General features: G+C 70.5%; 16 protein-coding genes and 1 rRNA gene. 7 read left to right on the top strand and 10 right to left on the bottom strand.

The genetic code is table 11. From position 1 onward, the window contains the following. Positions 1–317: 317 nt before the first annotated feature. Together M1P99_RS16170 and M1P99_RS16165 are read right to left on the bottom strand one after the other, a co-directional pair. A 16S ribosomal RNA gene (locus M1P99_RS16170) occupies positions 318–1,850 on the bottom strand. Positions 1,851–2,529: 679 nt separating this feature from the next. Next, positions 2,530–4,905 (bottom strand): UvrD-helicase domain-containing protein, encoded by a 2,376-nt coding sequence (locus M1P99_RS16165; protein WP_304453453.1) that lies wholly within the window; start codon positions 4,903–4,905, stop codon positions 2,530–2,532. A gap of 156 nt (positions 4,906–5,061) precedes the next feature. On the opposite strand from M1P99_RS16165, the gene M1P99_RS16160 reads away from it, so the two are divergent. Beyond that, positions 5,062–5,991 (top strand): nucleoside hydrolase, encoded by a 930-nt coding sequence (locus M1P99_RS16160; RefSeq protein WP_304453452.1) that lies wholly within the window; start codon positions 5,062–5,064, stop codon positions 5,989–5,991. Between the two features lie 17 nt (positions 5,992–6,008). Here the strand turns inward: M1P99_RS16160 and M1P99_RS16155 are convergent, their stop codons facing one another. Together M1P99_RS16155 and M1P99_RS16150 are read right to left on the bottom strand one after the other, a co-directional pair. Then, positions 6,009–6,680, bottom strand: coding sequence for a response regulator transcription factor (locus M1P99_RS16155; RefSeq protein ID WP_304453451.1), 672 nt, complete (start codon positions 6,678–6,680; stop codon positions 6,009–6,011). An 82-nt stretch (positions 6,681–6,762) separates the two neighbouring features. Continuing rightward, positions 6,763–7,968 (bottom strand): ATP-binding protein, encoded by a 1,206-nt coding sequence (locus tag M1P99_RS16150; protein WP_304453450.1) that lies wholly within the window; start codon positions 7,966–7,968, stop codon positions 6,763–6,765. Between the two features lie 184 nt (positions 7,969–8,152). On the opposite strand from M1P99_RS16150, the gene M1P99_RS16145 reads away from it, so the two are divergent. Next, on the top strand, positions 8,153–9,619 hold the full coding sequence (locus tag M1P99_RS16145) for a PspC domain-containing protein (protein ID WP_304453449.1): 1,467 nt from the start codon (positions 8,153–8,155) through the stop codon (positions 9,617–9,619). Then, positions 9,606–9,839, top strand: coding sequence for a hypothetical protein (locus tag M1P99_RS16140; RefSeq protein WP_304453448.1), 234 nt, complete (start codon positions 9,606–9,608; stop codon positions 9,837–9,839). Before M1P99_RS16145 ends, M1P99_RS16140 begins: the two co-directional genes overlap by 14 nt. Before the next feature lie 74 nt (positions 9,840–9,913). On the opposite strand, the gene rsmA is transcribed toward M1P99_RS16140, so the two are convergent. Then, positions 9,914–10,804 (bottom strand): 16S rRNA (adenine(1518)-N(6)/adenine(1519)-N(6))-dimethyltransferase RsmA, encoded by an 891-nt coding sequence (rsmA, locus tag M1P99_RS16135; RefSeq protein WP_304453447.1) that lies wholly within the window; start codon positions 10,802–10,804, stop codon positions 9,914–9,916. A gap of 84 nt (positions 10,805–10,888) precedes the next feature. Beyond that, positions 10,889–11,989, bottom strand: coding sequence for a resuscitation-promoting factor (locus M1P99_RS16130; RefSeq protein WP_304453446.1), 1,101 nt, complete (start codon positions 11,987–11,989; stop codon positions 10,889–10,891). 383 nt (positions 11,990–12,372) lie between these two features. Here M1P99_RS16130 and M1P99_RS16125 point away from each other — a divergent pair, with 383 nt between their 5' ends. The 3 genes from M1P99_RS16125 to M1P99_RS16115 all read left to right on the top strand — a co-directional run bounded on the left by M1P99_RS16125 (position 12,373) and on the right by M1P99_RS16115 (position 16,804). Further along, a complete protein-coding gene (locus M1P99_RS16125; protein WP_304453445.1) occupies positions 12,373–13,476 on the top strand; it encodes a CaiB/BaiF CoA-transferase family protein in 1,104 nt (367 codons plus the stop codon). Positions 13,477–13,646: 170 nt separating this feature from the next. Next, positions 13,647–15,905: a hypothetical protein gene (locus tag M1P99_RS16120; protein WP_304453444.1), complete on the top strand. Its 2,259-nt coding sequence runs from the start codon at positions 13,647–13,649 to the stop codon at positions 15,903–15,905. 545 nt (positions 15,906–16,450) lie between these two features. Further along, positions 16,451–16,804 (top strand): STAS domain-containing protein, encoded by a 354-nt coding sequence (locus M1P99_RS16115; RefSeq protein WP_304455713.1) that lies wholly within the window; start codon positions 16,451–16,453, stop codon positions 16,802–16,804. 21 nt (positions 16,805–16,825) lie between these two features. Here the strand turns inward: M1P99_RS16115 and M1P99_RS16110 are convergent, their stop codons facing one another. Beyond that, positions 16,826–17,521 carry a M50 family metallopeptidase gene (locus M1P99_RS16110; RefSeq protein WP_304455712.1) on the bottom strand — a complete coding sequence of 232 codons (696 nt, stop codon included), beginning with the start codon at positions 17,519–17,521 and terminating at the stop codon, positions 16,826–16,828. A gap of 260 nt (positions 17,522–17,781) precedes the next feature. Between M1P99_RS16110 and M1P99_RS16105 the strand changes: the two genes are divergently transcribed. Further along, positions 17,782–18,042, top strand: coding sequence for a hypothetical protein (locus tag M1P99_RS16105; RefSeq protein ID WP_304453443.1), 261 nt, complete (start codon positions 17,782–17,784; stop codon positions 18,040–18,042). Between the two features lie 53 nt (positions 18,043–18,095). Here M1P99_RS16105 and M1P99_RS16100 read toward each other — a convergent pair whose 3' ends face one another. The 3 genes from M1P99_RS16100 to M1P99_RS16090 all read right to left on the bottom strand — a co-directional run bounded on the left by M1P99_RS16100 (position 18,096) and on the right by M1P99_RS16090 (position 21,695). Further along, positions 18,096–18,560 carry an SRPBCC family protein gene (locus M1P99_RS16100; protein WP_304453442.1) on the bottom strand — a complete coding sequence of 155 codons (465 nt, stop codon included), beginning with the start codon at positions 18,558–18,560 and terminating at the stop codon, positions 18,096–18,098. Between the two features lie 67 nt (positions 18,561–18,627). Further along, positions 18,628–19,593, bottom strand: a complete 966-nt coding sequence (locus M1P99_RS16095; protein ID WP_304453441.1) for an NUDIX hydrolase — start codon at positions 19,591–19,593, stop codon at positions 18,628–18,630. Next, on the bottom strand, positions 19,590–21,695 hold the full coding sequence (locus M1P99_RS16090) for an RNA degradosome polyphosphate kinase (protein WP_304453440.1): 2,106 nt from the start codon (positions 21,693–21,695) through the stop codon (positions 19,590–19,592). The genes M1P99_RS16095 and M1P99_RS16090 overlap by 4 nt, the downstream gene beginning before the upstream one ends. Between the last annotated feature and the right edge of the window lie 185 nt (positions 21,696–21,880).

Here is a 21,880-nt window from a genome sequence, read left to right as displayed (position 1 = left end):
ATAATAAGATGCTCGCGCACACTATTCACAAATCAAAACACCAACCGCAGGCCCTCATACCACTCCAACACAACACGGAGAGTTCTTCGGGGCGGTCCGCGGGAGACAACTCGACCGCCCAACCCTGAGGGTCAAGGCGGTCAGAGGTTGCTTCCTCAGACACCCAACAGCGCGCCCCCCAGCGCTTCTAGTCGCTGGAGGTGAAGTTCGTTTTCTTCAAGCCACTCCCGACCACCCATCCGCTAGGGGATGGTGCCGGGTCCACTTTCGAGTCCGACCAACCATAGGAAAGAGTTGGTCTGAATAAGACTCCTTAGAAAGGAGGTGATCCAGCCGCACCTTCCGGTACGGCTACCTTGTTACGACTTCGTCCCAATCGCCAGCCCCACCTTCACTCATTCCCTCCCCGAAGGGTTAGGCCACAAGTTTCGGGTGTTGCCGACTTTCATGACGTGACGGGCGGTGTGTACAAGGCCCGGGAACGTATTCACCGCGGCGTTGCTGATCCGCGATTACTAGCGACTCCACCTTCATGGGGTCGAGTTGCAGACCCCAATCCGAACTGAGACCGGCTTTTAGGGATTCGCTCCACCTTACGGTATCGCACGCCCATTGTACCGGCCATTGTAGCATGTTTGCAGCCCAAGACATAAGGGGCATGATGACTTGACGTCGTCCCCACCTTCCTCCGAGTTGACCCCGGCAGTCTCCCATGAGTCCCCACCATTACGTGCTGGCAACATGGAATAAGGGTTGCGCTCGTTGCGGGACTTAACCCAACATCTCACGACACGAGCTGACGACAGCCATGCACCACCTGTCACCCACCAACTAAATGACCCCACATCTCTGCAGGTCCACGGGTGATGTCAAACCTTGGTAAGGTTCTTCGCGTTGCGTCGAATTAAGCAACATGCTCCGCCGCTTGTGCGGGCCCCCGTCAATTCCTTTGAGTTTTAGCCTTGCGGCCGTACTCCCCAGGCGGGGCGCTTAATGCGTTAGCTACGGCGCGGAAACCGTGGAAAGTCCCCACACCTAGCGCCCAACGTTTACGGCATGGACTACCAGGGTATCTAATCCTGTTCGCTCCCCATGCTTTCGCTCCTCAGCGTCAGGTAAGGCCCAGAGACCCGCCTTCGCCACCGGTGTTCCTCCTGATATCTGCGCATTTCACCGCTACACCAGGAATTCCAGTCTCCCCTACCTACCTCTAGCATGCCCGTATCCACTGCAGAACCGGAGTTAAGCCCCGGTCTTTCACAGCAGACGCGACACGCCGCCTACGAGCTCTTTACGCCCAATAATTCCGGACAACGCTCGGACCCTACGTATTACCGCGGCTGCTGGCACGTAGTTAGCCGGTCCTTATTCCCCACCTACCGTCAACCCCCAGAGAACTGGGAGCCTGCGTTGGTGGTAAAAGAGGTTTACAACCCGAAGGCCGTCATCCCCCACGCGGCGTCGCTGCGTCAGGCTTTCGCCCATTGCGCAATATTCCCCACTGCTGCCTCCCGCAGGAGTCTGGGCCGTGTCTCAGTCCCAGTGTGGCCGGTCGCCCTCTCAGGCCGGCTACCCGTAATCGCCTTGGTAGGCCTTTACCCCACCAACTAGCTGATAGGCCGCGAGCCCATCCCCAACCGAGAAAACTTTCCACCGGCCGCCATGAGGTGGCCGGTCGTATCCGGTATTAGACGGCGTTTCCACCGCTTATCCCGGAGTCGGGGGCAGGTTGCTCACGTGTTACTCACCCGTTCGCCGCTCGTGTACCCCGAAGGGCCTTACCGCTCGACTTGCATGTGTTAAGCACGCCGCCAGCGTTCGTCCTGAGCCAGGATCAAACTCTCCATAAAGGTCATACAACCCTGTCCCGGCCACCGTGAACGGGGCCTGGGCGGGTAAACCTAGAAGTAATCCTGACCGACCATCTTCCGATGGTCAATCAAAGGAACCCTTCACACCGAAGTGTGACGGGGCCAAAACAAACATGGCTTAAAGAAAATCAAACACGCGCTGTTGAGTTCTCAAGAAACAACCGCTCATCCCGTACAAGCTGCGAACCTCTCGGTTCGTTCGCTCTTCCGTGGAAGGCTGTCTGCGTTTCCGCTTCGTTGTGTCTTTACTTTATCAGGTGTTCCGTGTTCCGCCAACTCGGCGGTTTCGGAGCAATTGATCGGGGTAAAGCCCGTTCTGCTTCGTTGGCCCGGCGAATTCGCCTGGTTTGTGAAGCAGCTCCCCGAGCCTACCGGAACCGAATCAGTGCTCGGACCAGAAGCTCGGACCCCTACCTCGCCCCACCGTCGGGTCGTGCGAGCACGCCGAACCAGGGGTCGTGGTCTGGAAGTTCAGGGAGTGACCGGCACGCCCGCCGCTCCTGTGGAGCCGCGTTCGCCTCGCTCGGTCTTGACCAACTGTACCCCCGTGAGGGAGTGCATCGGACGCGTTTCGGTGAACTCCCGGGTGTCGTGGCCGACACACCTGGCACAACACGGGACGAACATCCACGTCACGGCCCGGCCGTACGGGGCTCCGTCAGAGCTTCTCGATCGGCGCGTACTTCACCAGGAAGTCCTTCTCGCCGATGTCGGCACCGAAGTCGATGCGGGCCTTGGTCTTGTCCCCCGCACCTTCGACCAGCTCGACCCGCCCCATGCCGAAGGAGTCGTGGTTCACCAGGTCGCCCACGCTCAGCGTCGGGGCCTCCTTGGTCGGCCTGGCCGTGCCCCCGCGCGCACGCGATCCGCCACCGAAGCCCCCGCCGAAGCCGGTGGCCGATCCCCCGCCGCCCCATCCGCCGGACAGGCCCCGGCTGGGCGGCGGCGCCAGCGTGGACTCCGCTCGCCGCCAGTCCACCAGCGGGGAGGGGATCTCGTCGAGGAAGCGCGACGCCGGGTTGTAGGACGGAGTCCCCCAGGCACTGCGCACGGCGGCCCGGCTCAGGTAGAGCAGTTTCTGGGCACGCGTGATGCCGACGTAGGCCAGCCGCCGCTCCTCCTCCAGCTCCGTCTTGTCCCCCAGCGTCCGGGTGTGCGGGAAGACCCCGTCCTCCAGGCCGGTCAGGAACACCGCCGGGAACTCCAGCCCCTTGGCCGCGTGCAGCGTCATCAGCGTGACCACCCCGCCCTCGTCGTCCGCGTCGGGGATCTGGTCGGTGTCGGCGACCAGGGCGATGCGCTCCAGGAAGTCGACGAGCGTCGGATCGCCCGGGTCGAGCGCCGATCCGGCCCCGCCGGACTCCCCGCCCGCGCCGGCCTCGCCGTCCTCCTCGTCGGAGGGCTCCTCCTCCAGCAGTGTCGCGAAGGTGTGCTCGAACTCCCGCGCCACGTCCACGAACTCCTCCAGGTTCTCCACCCGGCTCTCGTCCTGGAGGTCCTTGGACTCGGCGAGCTCGGACAGGTACCCGGTCTTGCTCAGCACCGCCTCGACGATCTCGGCCGGCGTGCCGGTCGGCACCATCTCGCCGAGTTCCTCCAGCAGCGCCACGAAGGACTGGATCGCCTTGGCCGAGCGGGTGGCGATACCGGGCGCCTCGTCCACCCGGCGCAGTGCCTGGGAGAACGTGATCCGCTCCCGGGCGGCGAAGAGCTCCACTGCCTCCTCGGCCCGCGCGCCGATGCCGCGCTTGGGCACGTTGAGGATGCGGCGCAGGCTGACCGTGTCCTCGGGGTTGGCCAGCACCCGCAGGTAGGCGAGGATGTCGCGGATCTCCTTGCGCTCGTAGAAGCGCACGCCCCCGACGATCTTGTACGGGAGCCCGGTCCGGATGAACACGTCCTCGAACACCCGGGACTGCGCGTTGGTCCGGTAGAACACCGCCACCTGGCCGGGACGGAGTGTCCCGTCGTCGGTGAGGCGGTCGATCTCCCCCACCACGAACGCGGCCTCGTCGTGCTCGTTGTCGGCGACGTAGCCGGTGATCGCGGGCCCCTCGCCCTGCTCCGACCACAGGCTCTTGGCCGGGCGGCCCTCGTTGCGGTCGATCACGGCGTTGGCCGCCGACAGGATGTTCTGGGTGGAGCGGTAGTTCTGCTCCAGCAGGATCGTGCGCGCGTCGGGGAAGTCGCGCTCGAACTCCAGGATGTTGCGGATGGTGGCGCCACGGAAGGCGTAGATCGACTGGTCGGCGTCGCCCACCACGCACAGCTCGGCGGGCGGGACGACGCTGGTGTCGGAGTCCTCGGCCGCGCCCACCAGTTCGCGGACGAACACGTACTGGGCGTGGTTGGTGTCCTGGTACTCGTCGACCATGACGTGTCGGAACCGCCGCCGGTAGTGCTCGACGACGTCCGGGAACATCTGGAACAGGTTGACCGTGATCATGATCAGGTCGTCGAAGTCCATCGCGCCGGCCTCGTGCAGGCGGCGCTGGTAGAGCTGGTAGGCCTCGGCGAGCTTCTTCTCCTGCTCGGTCTGGGCCTGCTCGGCGAACGTGTCGTAGTCGACCAGCTCGTTCTTGAGGTTGGACACCTGCGCGGAGAACGCCTTGGGCGGGAACCGCTTGGGGTCCAGGTCCATCTCCTTGCACACCAGCTGCATCAGGCGCGCGGAGTCGTTGGAGTCGTAGATCGTGAAGCTGCTCGGATAGCCGAGCCGGTGGCCCTCCCTGCGCAGCACGCGCACACACGCGGAGTGGAAGGTCATGGTCCACATGGTGTTCGCGGCGCGGGTCCCGAGCAGGGCCTCGATGCGCTCCTTCATCTCGGCCGCGGCCTTGTTCGTGAAGGTGATGGCGAGGATCTCGCCGGGGCGCACACCGCGTTCGGCCATGAGGTAGGCGATGCGGTGGGTGAGGACGCGGGTCTTGCCCGACCCGGCACCCGCCACGATCAGGAGCGGTGCGCCACTGTGGGTGACGGCGTCGCGCTGGGGACCGTTCAGACCTTCGAGAAGCTGCTCTTGGGAGGACACCGTTACAGGTTACGGGCGACGTCGGACGGGCGCCGACGCCGTAGCCGTACGGGGTCCGTCCGAGCGGTCACAACAGGGCGAATCGGGCGCCTACCCTGGTGGGTATCAAGGCCCCGGTCCGGGGCCGTGCCGTCTTTCGGGGGAGCTTCCTTGTCCATGCGCGTGTTCGTTGACTGCGACCCGGGGATCGACGACGCCGTCGCCCTCGCCTACCTCGCCGCCCGCGGCGACGTGGAGATCGCCGGTGTCGGTGCGGTGTTCGGCAACAACAGCGTCGACGTCACGGCGGACAACGCCCTGCGGTTGCTCGACCTGTACGGGCGCCCGGACGTCCCGGTCGCCGTCGGCGCCGACCGCCCGCTGGTGCAGGAGCCCCGCCTGGCCGAGCACGTCCACGGCGGCAACGGGCTGGGCGACGTCGAGCTGCCCGCGCCCTCGGGCAAGCCCGTTCGCGAGTCGGCCGCCGAACTGCTGCTGAACCTGGTGCGCGCCAACCCGGGCGAGATCGACGTGCTCGCGGTGGGCCCGCTGACCAACCTCGCGATCGCGCTGGGCCTGGAGCCGGAGCTGCCGCGCCTGGTACGCCGCCTCGTCGTCATGGGCGGCGCCGTCAGGGCGCCGGGCAACGTCACCTCGCACGCCGAGGCCAACATCAACAACGACCCCGAGGCCGCGGAGGCCGTGTTCGCGGCCGGGTTCGACCTCGACCTGGTGGCGCTGGACATCACCATGGAGACCGTGGCCACGCCGGAGTGGTTGGCGAGGCTGAAGGAGGTTCCGGGCGAGCGCGCCGAGCGCACCTCGGCCTTCCTGGACTTCTACTCGGACTTCTACGCCGGGCTCTTCGGGGTCCGCCAGTGCGCGATGCACGACCCCCTGGCCGCCGCCGTCCTCGTCGACCCGCACCTGGTGACCGGTGCGTACGAGGCGCCGCTGCGCGTGGAGCTCGCCGGAGGCCTGACCCGCGGCATGACCGTCGCCGACCTGCGTCCGCGCCCGGCGCGCGACGAGCGCCGCCCGGCCCGGGTCATCACCGGTGTGGCGGAGGCCGAGTTCCTGGGTCGGATGCTCGACGCCCTGCGCTAGGGCGTGTTCCGGGAGCGTCAGACCAGGCGGCGGGCGGTCGCCCAGCGGCTGAGCTCGTGGCGGTTGGACAACTGGAGCTTGCGCAGAACCGAGGACACGTGCGTCTCCACCGTCTTGACGGAGATGAACAGCTCCTTGGCCACTTCCTTGTACGCGTAGCCGCGGGCGATGTGTCGCAGCACCTCGCGCTCGCGCTGGGTGAGGCGGTCCAGTTCGGGGTCGACCGGCGGGGCGTCGGTGGCGGAGAAGGCGTCGAGCACGAACCCCGCCAGGCGGGGCGAGAACACCGCGTCGCCGTCGGCGACGCGGACGATGGCCCGCGCGAGCTCCGTGCCGGAGATGGTCTTGGTGACGTAACCGCGCGCGCCGCCGCGCACCACGCCGATGACGTCCTCGGCGGCGTCGGACACCGACAGCGCCAGGAAGCGGATCTGCGGGTGCTGTGCCAGGACGCGGCGCAGCACCTCCACGCCCCCGCCGCCGGGAAGGTGGACGTCGAGCAGGACCAGGTCGGGGCGCTGTTCACCGATGACGTGCACCGCGCTGTCGACGTCGTCGGCCTCGCCGACCACCTCGACCGCGTCGCCGAGCTCACCGCGGACGCCGCTGCGGAACAGCCGGTGGTCGTCCACGATCACGACGCGGGGTACCGCGTCTCCGTCGCTGAAGGTCGTGCTCTCGTCTCCCACACCGGTGACTCTACCGTTTCCGGGGTCTTCGGTCAGTGCCGACCGAACCACCGCAGACCGGTGCGGGCGCTCCCCGGACGGCTCAGGACTCCGGGGCACGGGGCATGCGCAACTGGACCTCCGTGCCCTCGCCGGGGGCGGTGCGGATGCGCGCCGAGCCGCCGTGGCGGTCCATACGGCCGAGGATGGAGCCGCGCACGCCCATCCGGTCCTCCGGGACGGACTCCAGGTCGAACCCGGCGCCGCGGTCGCGGACGAACACCAGTACCTCCTCCGGCTCGACCTCGCCGAACACCGAGATCGAGGAGGTCTCGGCGTACTTGGCGGCGTTGACCATGGCCTCGCGGGCCGCCCGCAGGACCGCGCCCAGGGAGTCGTCCATGGGGCAGTCGCCCACGCACACGACCTCGATGGGGACGCCGTGCTCCTCCTCCACCTCGGCCGCCACGCGTTCGAGTGCGGGCGAGACGGTGGTGTCGGCGTCGGCCGGCCGCCGGTAGAGCCAGGTGCGCAGGGCGCGCTCCTGGACGCGGGCGAGCCGCTGCACCTCGCGCGGGTCCTCGGCACGGCGCTGGATCAGGGTCAGGGTGTGCAGGACGGAGTCGTGGATGTGCGCGGCGAGTTCGGCGCGCTCGGCGTTGCGGATGCGTTCGCGCCGTTCCAGGTCGCGGTCGCGGATGAGGCCGATGATCCACGGCGCGACGACCAGGGACACGCCCGCGATGAGGGTGAAGGCGAAGGTCAGGCCGGCGCGGGCGTCCTGGAGCTGCTGTTGGAAGGCCAGGAAGCCGATGACGCCGACGACGATGAGGAGGACTCCGGCGCCGGCGCGCATCAGGCCCTTGCCGCCGACGCGGTGGACCGTGCTCGACATCCACTCGTCGCGCTGGGCGGGGTTGGCCTGCTGCCACAGGATGGCGGCGCCCAGGGCGCCGAAGACCACGAACCACAGCAGGGGGTCGAACACGCCGCCGAAGAGCAGGAACAGGGTTCCCAGCCCGGCGGCGAGGCCGGTGTAGGCGACCAGTTGCGACACGTCGCGGCCCTTGCGCGCGGTGGGGTCGTCGAGGGTCGCCGTGTCCTGTTTCGTCGGCTCGTTGGGGACGAAGAAGTACAGGGCGATGTAGACGGCGATGCCCATACCGCCGATCGACAGGCACATGAAGGCGAGGCGCACGACCAGGGGGTCGACGCCCAGGTGCCTGGCCAGGCCCGACGCGACGCCGAGGAGGAGTCTGCCGTCCACCGCGCGGGTCAGCCGCGGGGTGTCCGGGGCCGTTGCTGCCACCGGCTGATCACCGCTCTCTTCCGTTCCTTGGTGTCTCCAGCATGCCCTCTGGTCCCCCCGACGGGCATCGGGGGCGCGTCCCTGGTCGTGCCCTGGTCCCGGTCAGGGTGTGGTCAGGGTCGTCCCGGATTCCCCTGACCGGCGCTTTCGGGTGACCATGGTCGTGTCGAGGAAAGTGCGGTGAATGACGATGACGGACACACCGTCGCCTGCCGGGGCGGGCGAGGGCGCCCCTCCGCCGGAGACGCCCGGCGCTTCGGGGACCGGAGCGGAGGGCGGGGCGCCCGGGGCGGCGCCCGGGCGTGAACTCCGCAAGTCCGACGACCGTGTGCTGGCGGGTGTGTGCGGCGGGCTGGGCCGGTACACGGACATCGACCCGGTCGTGTGGCGGACCGGCTTCGTGCTGACCGCGTTCGCCGGCGGCGCGGGACTTCTGCTGTACGTCGCCGCGTGGATGCTGATGCGGGACTCCCAGGGCGGTCCCGCGACCATCGAGCAGATGCTCGACCGCGGCATCCCGTCCCGGGCGATCGTGAAGCTGCTCGCGGTGGGTCTGGCCGTCATGACGGCGTTCAGCCTGTTGGGCGGCTTCAGCTGGGGAACCCTGCTGCTGGCGGTACCCCTGGTGCTGGGGGTGCTGGCCGCGCGCAACCGGGGCATCGACCTGCGGGGATCGTTCACGGGCCTGCGCGAGGACCTGCGCACGCACGCTCCGCCGCCGACGCCCGCGTCGCCGGAGCCGGCCGCGGCGTACTACAACCCGGCGCAGCCGTGGGCGACCGCGCCGCACGGCCCGGTGGACCTGGCCGTGGTCTCCGAGCGCACCTCCCGGCCCGGCGGGGCGCCGAGCAGCCATGAGGACGAGGACGAGGGTGGCCCTGACGCGTACGGGGGCCCCGGCGGTGCGCCGACGAAGAACGGGAGGGGCAAGCGGCGGCGCTGCGGCGCTCCGTTGGGCACGCTCGCCCTGTGGACGGTCGTCGCCATGGCGATCGCCGTGCCGATCTCGGTGTACGGCTGGGGCTCCTCCCTGTGGAGCGCGGACACGGCCAGGCTGCTGTTCGGTCCGGAGAGCGGAGTGTACTTCCTCGCCGCCGCCCTCGCCGTGATCGGGCTCTACTCCCTGGTCGGGACGTGGGTCGGCAATCCGTCCGGGCTGATGTTCCTGGGACTGACGGTCGCCCTGGCGCTGACGGCCGCGTCGATGACCGATCTGACGCGGGTCCGGGTCGGCGGTTACTCCTGGGATCCGACCACGGTCGCCGAACTGGAGGCGGGTGACCACCGGGTGACCGTCGGCGGCGGGTTCCTGGACCTGACCGGGCTGACGGATCTGGAGCCCGGGGAGTCCGCCGACGTGGACGTGCGCGTGGGCGTGGGTGTCACGGAGGTCGCCGTGCCCGACGACGTCCGGGTCGAGTTGACGTCGCGGATCGGGTTCGGGGCGGTGGACCTCGACCCGGAGAGCAAGGAGACCCACGTGATCGGCCCCGGCATCGAGGACGAGTCCGTGATCGAGCCGGTGCCGACCGGCACGGAGAGCGAGGACGGCGGGAGCAGCGGGGGCGGCGACGGGGCCGCGCCACCGACGATCAGGATCAGCGCCGACATGGGTTTCGGGGTTGTGGAGGTACAGCATGGCGAGGCGTAGGACTGACTGGGGTTCGCTGGTCGCCGCGGTGTTGTTCATCGGCCTGGCGGTGGCGTTCGCGGTGCGTGGGTCCGGCGGCTGGGACTTCAACGTCGCGTGGGTCCTGCCCGTGCTCGCCGTGGGCCTGGGGGTGGCCGGGGTGGCGCGGGCGCTGGCCCGCTCCCGCAGGTCGAACCGGCACGACGGGGAGGTGCCCGGGCACGGGTCCGCCCCCCGCTGAGCCCTTCGTCCGGGCCGCCCCCGGCGGCTCGTCCGCCGGTGTCCGCGGCCGGGCCCTCCCTCCGGCGCGTCAGGTCACTCCGCTTGGCGCGCCGGCCGGTGTTCGGCGATGGCGGCGAACTCCTCGATGCCCAGGGACTCCCCGCGGGCGGAGGGGTCGACCCCGGCGGCGCGCAGCGCGGTCTCCGCGGCGGGAGCCGAGCCCGCCCAGCCGGCCAGGGCCGCGCGCAGTGTCTTGCGGCGCTGGGCGAAGGCGGCGTCGATCACCGCGAAGACCTCCTGGCGGGGGGCCTTGGTGTCGGGTTCGGGGCGGCGGACCAGTTCGACGAGCCCTGAGTCGACATTGGGCGCCGGCCAGAACACGCTGCGGCCGACCGCGCCCGCCCGGCGTGCCCGCGCGTACCAGGCGACCTTGGCGGAGGGGACGCCGTAGATCCGGCCGCCGGGGGTGGCGGTGATCCGGTCGGCCACCTCGGACTGGACCATGACGAGCACGCGCCGCAGCGACGGCAGGAGTTCGAGCAGGTGCAGCAGGACGGGCACGGAGACGTTGTAGGGCAGGTTGGCGACCAGCGCCGTGGGGGCGGGGCCGGGGAGTCCGGCGATGCGCATGGCGTCGCCGGGGACGACCGTGAGCCGGTCGGTGAGCTCGGGGGCGTGCTCGGCGACGGTGCCCGCCAGGGCTTCGGCCAGGGCCGGGTCGATCTCGATCGCGGTCACGTGGCGTACGTGCGGGAGCAGGGCCAGGGTGAGCGAGCCGAGTCCGGGACCGACTTCCACCACGACGTCGTCGTCGGTGACGCCCGCGACCCTGACGATCCGCCGGACCGTGCCGTGGTCGATGACGAAGTTCTGGCCCAGGGTCTTGGTGGGCCGGATTCCGAGGCGTCCGGCCAGCTCGCGCACGTCGGCGGGGGTGAGCAGGCGGGACCGGTCGGCGGGGTCGTTGGCGGGTGTCTGTGTCACCTACACATCTTGCCATCACCGAGCGACCCCTCCGGGGCGTGCCCGCGGAGGGGTGCCCGTGGGTGGACGGGTGCGGGTCCCGGTTCAGTCGAACAGGCGGGCGCCGCAGTGGGGCCACTGGCTCTGCCAGTTGCCTCCCACGGCGTTGTAGAGCTGCTGGGCCCGCTGGGTCTGCTCGCCCGCGCCGGCCTCCGACGGCAGGCCGGTGCCGCCGACCGACCGCCAGCTCGCGGTGCTGAACTGGTAGAGGCCGTAGTAGCCGCCGGCGGAGTTGACCGCGGTGGGGTCGCCGCCCGACTCGCATTCGGCGAGGGCGGACCAGTTGAGTCCCGCGGCGTCTCCGCCGCCGACCGGCGGTGAGCCGCTCTCTGGCGCCTTGGCTCCGACCTTGACGAGCCCGTCGACGGGTTCGGTGACGATCTCCTCCGACAGCCGGTGCTCGACCTCCTCGCCGTCGCGCAGGACGGTGGCGGTGACGACCTCCTTGAGTCCGTCCTCGGGTTCGGTGACCACCTCGCGCTCCCCCTGGAGCAGGTCGGGGTCGTCGCGCTCCACGGTCTCGGCCTCGATGACGACCTCTTCGGTCTCCGGTGCGGTGAGCACGGGCAGGACCTCGACGACCATGTCGGGCACGGCGGGCTCGTCCGGCCCGGGGGTGACGACGTCGTGCTCGCCCGGTGTGACCCCGGCGGCGTCGAGGACGTCCGCGACGGTCGCGCCGGTGGTGCGGGTCTCGGTGCGGACGGTGTCGTACAGGACGACCATGCGCGGGGCGCGTTCGGCGGACACCGAGAGCCCCTCGTCCGGGATGGCGGTGCTCCGGGGCGCGGAGAGCTCCACCGACTCGGGGTCGAGGCCGATCTGGTGCAGGGCCTCGCCGAGGTCGGCGGCGATGACGCTGTGGGAGAGCTCGTGCCCGTCGAGTTCGACGGTGAGGTCGCGGGGGGACCGGACGAGGACGTGGTCGCCGTCGCCGACGGGCGTGTCCGGGGGCGGCGCGACGACGTCCCCCTCCGCGGGGTCGATGCCCGCGGCGTCCAGGACGTCGGCGACGGTTCCGCCGAAGGTGTGCACGGTCCGCTCGTCGCCGTTGGCGTCGAGGACGACGCCCTTGTCCATGGCGAAGGCGGTCCCTCCGGCGGTCGCGGCCAGGACCCCGGCGACGGTGGCGGCCAGGACGGGCATCGGGAGGGGAATGCGGCGTCCGGCGCGCCTGCGCCGAAAACGCTTCCTCTGGGTACGGGGCATGACGGTCTCGCCCTTCTCGGCGCGTGTTTCCGTGGGTCGTCCTCGCTGGTGGCGGTGGTGCCTCGGCGGGGTGGCGCGGGCAGGGGGCGCGATCGGACCAGCGAGCACGGACACATTAACACTCATTCTTGAATGGCTTTTTGACCTTGACCGAAAAACCGTTGGGCGATGATTCCCTTTCGCATTTCTTGTGGCGTTTCGGGCTGGAACGCGCGCGACGGCGCCGTTCCCTCGGACCGAACGGCGTTCTAGCATGAGCGTGGTCGTCCGCCGACGGCAGACCCGCACGCTCGCACCACCGCCCCCACTGGAGGCCACCCATGGGACCCCTGCACGGCATCCGCGTCGTCGAGTTCACCGGGATCGGCCCGGCACCGATGGCCGGCATGCTCTTCGCCGACCTCGGCGCCAGCGTCATCCGCCTGGACCGGCCGGCGGCGGCCGAGGCCATGACCGCCGGCACCGCCGGGCCCCACATGAGCGAGGGGCGCACCGTCCTGGGCGCCGACCTCAAGTCGGACGAGGGCCTGGCCCTGGCCCGCGACCTCGTCGCCCGTGCGGACGTCCTGGTGGAGGGCTTCCGCCCCGGCGTGATGGAGCGCCTCGGGCTCGGCCCCGACACGTGCCTCGACCTCAATCCGCGCCTGGTCTACACGCGTGTGACCGGCTGGGGGCAGGACGGCCCGCTCGCCCGCACCGCCGGGCACGACATGAACTACGTCTCCGTCAACGGCGCGCTGCACTCGATCGGCCGCGAGGGCGGCCCGCCCGTTCCCCCGGTCAACCTCCTGGGCGACTTCGGCGGGGGCACCATGTTCGCCGTCACCGGGGCGCTCGCCGCCCTGGTCGAGCGCCAGGGCTCCGGCCGCGGACAGGTCGTCGACGCCGCCATGGTCGACGGCAGCGCCCTGCTGATGTCGATGGTCTACGAGGACCGCGCCCGCGGGGCGTGGACCGACGAGCGCGGCACCAACTACCTCGACACCGGGGCGCCCTGGTACGACGTCTACGAGTGCTCCGACGGCCGCCACGTGGCCGTCGGCTGCATCGAACCGCAGTTCTACGCCGCCTTCCTGTCCGGCGCAGGCCTGGACGGCGAGGACCTCCCCGGCCAGTGGGACCGCGACGGCTGGCCCCGGCTGCGGGCGCGGTTCGCCGAGGTGCTGCGCACCCGCACCCGCGATGAGTGGGCCGCGGTGTTCGAGGGACAGGACGCCTGCGTGACGGCGGTCCTGGCACCGGGAGAGGCCCCGGAACACCCCCACGTCCGCGCCCGCGGGACCGTCACGGACGAGGACGGCCGTCTCGTGCCCGGACCGGCCCCGCGCTTCGACCGCACGCCCGGCGGCGTCACGCGGGGGCGCCCCCTGCCCGATCCGCGCGCGACCCTGAAGGACTGGGGTGTGCCGGACCGGCTGCACTGACCGCGGCGGCGGGAGCGCGTGAGGCGAGGGTGCCGCCGGGCGTGGCCCGGCGGGTCGGGTGTCCGCGGACCGCGTCCTGGACCGGGAGGGAGGCCCGGCGCGTGGCGTCCACCGCCGGGGTGGGGGTCCTCACTAGGGTGATCACCCTCCGAACCCGAGGAGGTTGCGCCATGCCACTCAGCCCGGCGACCGTGGGCCGTACGGTCTCGGCCCTGGTCGTCCTGGTACTGGCGACCATCCTGCTGAGCGCCGCCCCCGCGGCGCCCGAGACCGCCCGCGCGCCGGGCGCCCCTCCCGAGGACTCCGCCCCGACGGTGCTCGTGGGCGTGCCCGGGTTGCTGTGGAGGGACGTGACGCCCGAGAACACGCCGACGCTGTGGGACATGGCGGCCGGGACCGCCATCGGCAACGTCTCGATCCGCACCGCGACCTCCCGCACCTGCCCCACCGACGGCTGGCTGACGGTGTCGGCCGGGGAGCGCGCCCTGTCCCTGCGGGAGAGCTTCACTGTGTGCGAGGCCGTGCCGGAGCCCGTGCGCGACGGCTCCGGCGCGGTCCTGGAGGAGCACGGGGCCTACGCCGCCCCCAACCGGGAATCGGTCTTCCAGGCCCCGGTGGGCCTGCTCGGCCAGAGCGTGCGCGACGCCGGCGGCACCACGCTGGCGGTCGGCCCCGGTGCCGCCCTGGGGGTCGCCGACAGGTCCGGGCGGGTCGACCACTACCTCGGTTCGGTCCACGACCTGACCCGCGATCGGCTGTCCGGCGTGACGCTGGCCGCCGTGGAGCTGCCGGACCTGACCCGGCTCTACCCGGATCCGCCGCACCCCGCCGACGCGGAGGCCACCGAGGAGGCCGAGGCGAACGAGCCCGATCCCGAGGACGTCCCCACGTGGGCCCGCGAGGAGGCGCTGGCCGACCTCGACGGCCGGCTGCGGTCCCTGGTGGACCTGCTGCCGGCCGGATCGTCCCTGATGGTCGTCGGCGTGTCCATGGACACCGGGCCCTCGGAGCTCACCGTGGCCGCGTCCGGGCGGGTCACCGATGGCGACGTGACCGGCACACCCGGGTTCCTCGCCTCGGACTCCACCCGCCGCCCGGGGCTGGTCGCCCTCACCGACACCACGCCCACGCTCCTGGCGCGGGCCGGGGTCTCCCCGAACGAACCCGTCGGCGGACGCGTGTGGCACCGGACCGAACGGCCGCCGACCACGGAGGCGGCCGTGCAGTGGCTGGTGGACTTCAACACCGCGGCGGTGGTGGTCGGCGGGGCCATCCCCGGGTTCTTCAGCGGGCTGGTCGCCTTCCAGCTCCTCATCTACGCGGCCGCGGCCTACTCCCTGCACCGCTACGCCAAGGGCCGGCACGTCAAGCGCGCCGTGGTCCTGACGGTGACGCGGGTGGTGGCGCTGGCGGGCGCCTCCTTCCCCGTGGCCAGCTACCTCGCCAACCTGGTCCCGTGGTGGGCCTCGCCCCAGCCGTTCCCGGCCCTGCTCGCCTGCGTGCTGACCGCGGACGCGCTCGTGGTGGCCCTGGCCATGGCGGGGCCGTGGCGCCGCACGATCCTGGGGCCCATGACGGTGGTGGCGGCCACGACCACGGTGGTGCTCTTCGTCGACCTGGCCTTCGGAGCCAACCTGCAGATGAACTCACCGACGGGCTACTCCCCGATCGTGGCCGGCCGCTTCTACGGCATCGGCAACATCGCGTTCGCCACGTTCGCCACCGGCATGCTGATGACGGTGGCCGGGGTGTCCCACGAGTTGATCTCCCGTGGCCGGCGCGGGGTGGCGGTCGCCTCGACCCTGGTGATCGGCGCGGCGTCGGTGGTGATCATCGGGTGGCCGGGTCTGGGCACCGACTTCGGGGGCGTCATCGCCCTCGTGCCCGGACTGGCGGTGACGACCATGATGATCGCCGGGGTGCGCGTCACACCGGTGCGCCTGGGCGCGGCCGGACTGGGGGCCGTGACTCTCATCACGCTGTTGGCGTGGATGGACTACCTGCGCCCGCCGCGGGAGCGCAGCCACTTCGGAGAGTTCACCGCCCAGGTGTTGAGCGGCGAGGCCGGGCCGGTCGTCGCGCGCAAACTGGGCGCGATGCTGGGGACCCTGGGCAACTGGCAGCTGACGCTGCTGGCCGCGGGGGCTCTGCTGTTCCTGTTCGCGGTGCTGAATCGGCCGACCAACTGGCGGATCGGGGCCCTGCAGCGCGCCTACGAGGACGCGCCCACGCTGCGGGCCGGTCTGACGGGTTCGCTGGTGACCGCGTTGGTGGGGTTCGCGGCCAACGACTCGGGGATCGCCATCCCGGCGATCGCTCTGACGGTAGCGGTACCGCTCACACTTTCAGCGTGTGCTTGGGCACTCCAGAAGGGACCCGAGAACCCCCCAAACAATCAGAAAACACCTGAATCGGCGCAGAAAATGTGATACGAACCTCACGTGCCGGCGACAGGACACTCCACACGGGCACGACCTTGCGTCGCTCACGTCACGAAACGGCCACAGCCCTATGGTAAAGTCCGTGGCTGTGCCGCCGGACCCCTCGGGACAGGGCCGGTCCGCCCGCGAGCACGACCCCGCGGAGCCGGTCGCCACCCCACCGGGGAATGACCGCCCGCTCCCGCGGGTTGATCGGTCTGACAAGGTCTTCGCGACCCGGAGTCGACGCACGGCGCGTGTCCGCGACGCGCCGCCCACCACCGCAGTAGCGGCGGCGGTTCCACGCCGCCCCACGGAACCCACGGTCCGGCCCCGGGCGTTAGACGGGGCAGCAGCGCCTGATCCACGAGCACTCGGTGGACGGGGCGTCTCATCTCCGGCCCAGCCCGGGGAACCACACGAGGACATTGATGAACCATCAGTTTGGCCACCGCGGCAACGCGAAGAACGCACCGGTCCGCACGCGCTCATGGAGCGCCGTACGGCCTGTCTCGCCGACCCCTCGGGCCCGGCCCGACTACGCCGGAGTCGCCATGCCCGACCTGACCATCCTCTCCACGCTGCACGACACCGGGCGGGTGCTCGCGCTCAACGGAGAGATCGACATGGCCACCGAGCACCGCTTCCAGGACGCGGTCACCGAGGCGCTCACCACACAGCCCCACGGCCGCGTGGTCCTGGACTGCTCCGACCTGCGCTTCATCGACTCCAGCGGCCTGCGCGTGCTGATCCGCGCGCACAAGACCGCCAGGGAGCAGCAGGCCGTCCTGGCGATCGCGGCCCCGGTCCACCGGGTGCTGCAGACCCTGCGCGTCACCTCGCTCGACACGCGCATCCCCGTCTTCACGACGGTCACCGAGGCCCTGTCCGCGCCGCAGATGCGCTGACCGCCTCCCGCCGACGGCCGCCTAGAAGAGCAGCAGCCAGACGCCCAGGCCCGTCACCGCGAGGTTGACCAGGCCGAACACCACGACCCACAGCGTGCCCGGCAGACCGGTCAGCCGGGCCAGTTGGTCGGCGTCGGAGTGCGGGGAGGGCTGGCGCATCCGCTGCCTCTGGAGTTCGAACACGGGCCTGATCCCCGCGAACAGCAGGAACCAGATGAACAGGTAGGCGAAGGCCGCCTGGACCTCGGCCGGGGTGAACCAGCTCACCCCGAACACCACCGCCCCGGTGCCCACGACCGACACCACGCCGTAGACGTTGCGGATCATCAGCAGCATCGCGGCGAGGACCACGATGCTCAGCCACAGCAGCGCGGTGATGCGGTCGGACATCAGCATCAGGATGCCCAGCAGCCCGATCACCGACGACGAGACGTACCCGGCGAAGACGGTCAGGATCATGCCGATACCGGTGGGCCTGCCCCTGGAGACGGTCACGCCCGAGGTGTCCGAGTGCAGCCGGATCGCGGTGAGCTGGCGTCCGCTGAGCAGTGCGACCAGGGCGTGCCCGCCCTCGTGGGCGATCGTGACGACGTTGCGGCCGATCCGCCACGGCGGCCCCAGCAGGACGGCCGCCAGGCCCAGGACCGCGGCCGTGACGATGATCCACCGCTCCGGTTCGGGCTGGACGGACAGCACTTCCTGCCAGACGTCACCCAAGGTTGTTCCCACCACTGCTCCCGAATCGTCGACGGAGGGGGCGGGGCCCGCCCACGAAGCGCCGCGGTGGCCGGGAGGCGCTGCCCCGTGCGGGCCCTTGCCGAACTTTAGGCCATTTGTGGGGACACCGCTCCTGACCGTCACCGAGGGGTTCGCCGACCGATCGGCACGCGCGCTCCGATGGACTGGCCAAAGGGCACCGGCGAACCTAAAGTCAGCACTTGCAGTACACAGTCGATCACTCAAAGCTAGGAACGCACGTGAAACGCATTGCCGCTCTCGCTCTGCTGACCATGTCCACCGGTGCCGCTCTGGCTCTGGCCGCCGGGCCGGCCTCGGCCGCCGGACACCACGGCTACGACGGCTACTACGGCTACTGCGCGGACCGCCATGACAGCATGGTCATGCCGCAGAGCCACTACGACGACTGCGACCGCGCCTACTCCGACTACATGCCGGAGCGGGGCCACACCCTGCCGATGGCCGGCGCCACCGGCGAGGGCTACTACGGCTACTACTAGCCCGTACGGCCCGGGCCCCGGGCTCCCGGAGGCCCGGGCCGTGACCCGTCCTCTCAGGCCGCCTCGGACTTCTCCGCGACGTCCTTCAGGCGCAGCAGCGACTGCTCGATGCCCGCCGCGTTGCGCGCCGGGAGGCCCGCCAGCACGTAGTAGGCGGAGAAGGCGGAGAAGGGGGAGAAGCCGATCGAGTAGTCGAACGTCTCGGTGACCCGCGTCCGGCCCTCGGCCAGTTCCTCCAGCTCGTACCGCCACCGGTGGGGGCCGATGTGCCGCCAGGCGATGAGCCGGTCCGGCTCGAACTCCACCACCCGGTTGGTCATCCGGTAGGGGATGCCGAACATGCGCATGTCCATGTCGAACTCCGAGCCCGACTCCAGGCGCTCCGGACCGGACACCGCGTTCTGGACCGTGCCGGACCCGTCGACCTCGCTGTGTCGCGACGGTGTGGCGATGATGTCGAAGATCCGCTCGGCGGGAGCGCCGATGACGATGCTCCGCGAGACCTTGTGTCTACCCATACCGCGATGATGCCAGCGCCGCGGGCCGTGCCCGCGTGCACCCCCTCGCGCGGTGCCCCGCCCCTGGTCAGCCCCGGACCGCGTGCCGCTCCACGCCCGCCAGGGCGCCCTCGCGCGACACGTGCACGACCCAGAACGACCCCTTGCGCAGCCCCGACTGCTGGGTGTTGGGCGCCCCCAGCCACCCCAGGGCCTCCGCCATCAGCTGCGGGACGAGTTCGCCGTGTGTGCACACCACCGTCGGGGCCCCCTCGGCGAGCAGGCCCCGGAAGGCGTCCCGCGCGTCGTCGGCGTCGTAGGAGCCGTTCCACACCGTCACGGCCCGCTCGGTGCGGATGGGGGCGTCGCACTCCAGCGAGTAGGGCAGCATCGACTCCGTGCACCGCGCCGCCGCCGAGGACACCACGCGGGGCCGCCCGAAGGCGCTGAGCACGCGCGGCAGGGCCAGTGCGTCGGCCCGTCCCGTCTCGTCCAGCGGTCGCAGCAGGTCATTGTCGGTCCAGCTCCGCTTCTCACCCGCCGACAGGTGCCTGAGCAGGATGACGGGGAAGGTGTGGTGGGGCCCGGCGCGGAAGTTGTCCAGCACGTGGACGTCGTGGTCATAGGTGAGCCGCTCGCGGGCCTCCTCGACCGGGACCCACTCGACGCTGTCCACCTCGTCGTTGGGCTTGTAGTCGATCAGCCCGCCGGGCTCGGCCGGTGTCGCGGCCCACCACTCCACCTGCTTGGGCCACCCGTCCTTGAGGTAGCGCTGCGGCGGGAGCCGGCGCCCGAGCACGGGCGTGAGCCCGGTCTCCTCCTGGACCTCGCGGACGGCGCCGATGATCGCGTGCTCACCGTTCTTGAGCTTGCCCTTGGGCAGGGTCCAGTCGTCGCGCAGGGGCCGCCGGATCAGGACGACCTCGGTGCGCCCGTCCGTCCCGGTCCGCCACAGGACCGCTCCCCCGGCCCGGATGGGTTCGAGGTAGCCGCCCACCGCGGTGTCCCGGGGAGGGAAGGCACTGGTCACCTGGATCTCGCCGCCGTCGCTCATCCGCTCTCCACCACTCGCAGGTGGCGGTCGCCTCGCAGCGCGTCCTGCAGGTCCATCAGTCGTCGCCCCTCCTGGTCGTGCGTGTGGCGGGTCCACGAGCCGTCCGGCTCCAGGTGCCACGACGAGGTGCCGTCGGCCATCGCCAGGTCCATGAGGCCGACGAGGCGGCGGCACTGCTCGGCGTCGGACACCCGGACGAGGGCCTCGACCCGCCGGTCCAGGTTACGGGGCATGAGGTCGGCGCTGCCCAGCCACACCTGGGGACGCCATCCGTTGGCGAAGATGAAGACGCGGGAGTGCTCCAGGAAGCGGCCGAGGATGCTGCGCACCCGGATGTGGTCGGACAGGCCGGGGACGCCCGCGCGCAGGACGCAGCTGCCGCGCACCCAGAGGTCGACGTTCACTCCGGCCTGGGAGGCCCGGTAGAGGGCGTCGATGATCTCCTCGTCGACCAGTGAGTTGACCTTGATGCGGATCCGGGCGGGCTCGCCCTTGAGGCTGTTCTCGATCTCGGCGGCGATCTGGGCGAGCAGTCCCTCGCGCAGCGCCGCGGGCGCCACGAGCAGGCGCCGGTAGTGCTTCTTGCGAGAGAAGCCGGTGAGGCTGTTGAAGAGGTCGCTGACGTCCTCTCCGACCTCGGCGGCCGCGCTGAACAGGCCGAAGTCCTCGTACACGCGCGCGGTGCTGGGGTTGTAGTTGCCCGTGCCGACGTGGCAGTAGCGGCGCAGGTGGCCGTCACCGTCCTGGCGGATCACCATGGACAGCTTGCAGTGCGTCTTGAGTCCGACGACCCCGTAGACCACGTGGCAGCCGGCGTCCTCCAGCTTGCGGGCCCACTGGATGTTGTTCTGCTCGTCGAAGCGCGCCTTGACCTCGACGAGGACCACGACCTCCTTGCCCGCCCGGGCGGCCTCGATGAGGGACTCCACGATGGGCGAGTCGCCGCTGGTGCGGTACAGGGTCTGCTTGATGGCCACGACCTTGGGGTCGGTCGCGGCCAGGGAGAGGAAGCGCTCGGTGGTGGTGGCGAAGGACTCGTACGGGTGGTGGACGAGGATCTCGCGCTCGCGGATGGCGGCGAAGAGGCCGCCGGAGGTCAGGGCGCGGGGCTCGACCGGGACCATCGGCGGGTAGCACAGCTCGGGCCGGTCGGCGTCGGCGATCTGGCCCAGGCCGGCGAGGTTGAGGGGGCCCGGAACCCGGTAGATCTCCTCCTCCTCGGCACCGAGCTCCTCGGTGAGGATGCTCAGGACCTCGTCGGTGATGGACTGCTCGACCTCCAGCCGCACGAGCGGGCCGAAGCGGCGCCGGAGGAGTTCGTTCTCCAGGGACTGGACGAGGTCGTCGGTCTCGTCCTCGTCCACCTCCAGGTCCGCGTTGCGGGTGACGCGGAAGGCGTGGTGCTCCACGACCTGCATGCCCTCGAACAGCTGCGGGAGGTGGGCGGCGATGACGTCCTCGACCGGGACGTACCGGGCGTTGCCCCGGGTGCCGAGGTCGATGAAGCGCGGCAGGGAGCTGGGCACCTTGACGCGGGCGAACATGCGGCGCTCGTCGCGGGGGTCGCGGACGGTGACGGCGAGGTTGAGCGACCGGCCGGAGATGTAGGGGAACGGATGGGCCGAGTCGACGGCGAAGGGGGTCACCAGCGGGTAGATGGAGCGGCGGAAGTAGCCGTGCAGGTACTCGCGCTCGGACTCCTCCAGCTCCTTCCAGCGCAGGATGCGGATGCCGACCTCGCGCAGCGCGGGGGCGACGCTGTTCTCGAAGCAGGCGCTCTGCCGGATCATCAGCTCATGTGTGAACGCGGAGATCCGCTCCAGCAGGTCCCGGGGGTGGTGGCCGCTGGCGGAGGCCACGGCGAGCCCGGTCGCCAGGCGGCGCTTGAGCCCGGCCACGCGCACCATGAAGAACTCGTCGAGGTTGCTGGAGAAGATCGCCAGGAAGCGTGCGCGCTCCAGCAGCGGGATGTCCTCGTCCTCGGCGAGTTCGAGAACCCGCTGGTTGAAGCGCAGCCATCCCTCCTCGCGGTCCATGAAGCGGTCGGCGGGCAACTCGGCGGCGGTGGGTACCGCGGGCGTAGGCGCTGATTCCGTGCTCACAGTGGGCAGACTCCCCCTTTTTCATGACCACACGGTGACAACCCCATGAGGGGGAAATGACCGCAACACGACTGCTATGAACCATCTCTACCCATCTCACCCCCCATGCGTCTTCCGGACTGGCATTGTTTCCACAGGTTTCACACCCGACGGGCGAAAATGACCGGTTGAGCCGCCGTGGTCGG

The sequence above is a fragment of the Nocardiopsis sp. YSL2 genome, from assembly GCF_030555055.1.
Lineage (GTDB): Bacteria > Actinomycetota > Actinomycetes > Streptosporangiales > Streptosporangiaceae > Nocardiopsis.
This window is presented reverse-complemented; position numbering and strand designations above follow the sequence as displayed.

Excerpts from the sequence above, each read along its gene's own strand:
- M1P99_RS16095 (WP_304453441.1), bottom strand. The coding sequence starts at position 19,593 with ATGAGCGACGGCGGCGAGATCCAGGTGACCAGTGCCTTCCCTCCCCGG.
- M1P99_RS16130 (WP_304453446.1), bottom strand. The coding sequence starts at position 11,989 with ATGCCCGTCCTGGCCGCCACCGTCGCCGGGGTCCTGGCCGCGACCGCC.
- M1P99_RS16125 (WP_304453445.1), top strand. The coding sequence starts at position 12,373 with ATGGGACCCCTGCACGGCATCCGCGTCGTCGAGTTCACCGGGATCGGC.
- M1P99_RS16115 (WP_304455713.1), top strand. The coding sequence starts at position 16,451 with ATGCCCGACCTGACCATCCTCTCCACGCTGCACGACACCGGGCGGGTG.
- M1P99_RS16100 (WP_304453442.1), bottom strand. The coding sequence starts at position 18,560 with ATGGGTAGACACAAGGTCTCGCGGAGCATCGTCATCGGCGCTCCCGCC.
- M1P99_RS16160 (WP_304453452.1), top strand. The coding sequence starts at position 5,062 with ATGCGCGTGTTCGTTGACTGCGACCCGGGGATCGACGACGCCGTCGCC.
- M1P99_RS16120 (WP_304453444.1), top strand. The coding sequence starts at position 13,647 with ATGCCACTCAGCCCGGCGACCGTGGGCCGTACGGTCTCGGCCCTGGTC.
- M1P99_RS16140 (WP_304453448.1), top strand. The coding sequence starts at position 9,606 with ATGGCGAGGCGTAGGACTGACTGGGGTTCGCTGGTCGCCGCGGTGTTG.
- M1P99_RS16145 (WP_304453449.1), top strand. The coding sequence starts at position 8,153 with ATGACGATGACGGACACACCGTCGCCTGCCGGGGCGGGCGAGGGCGCC.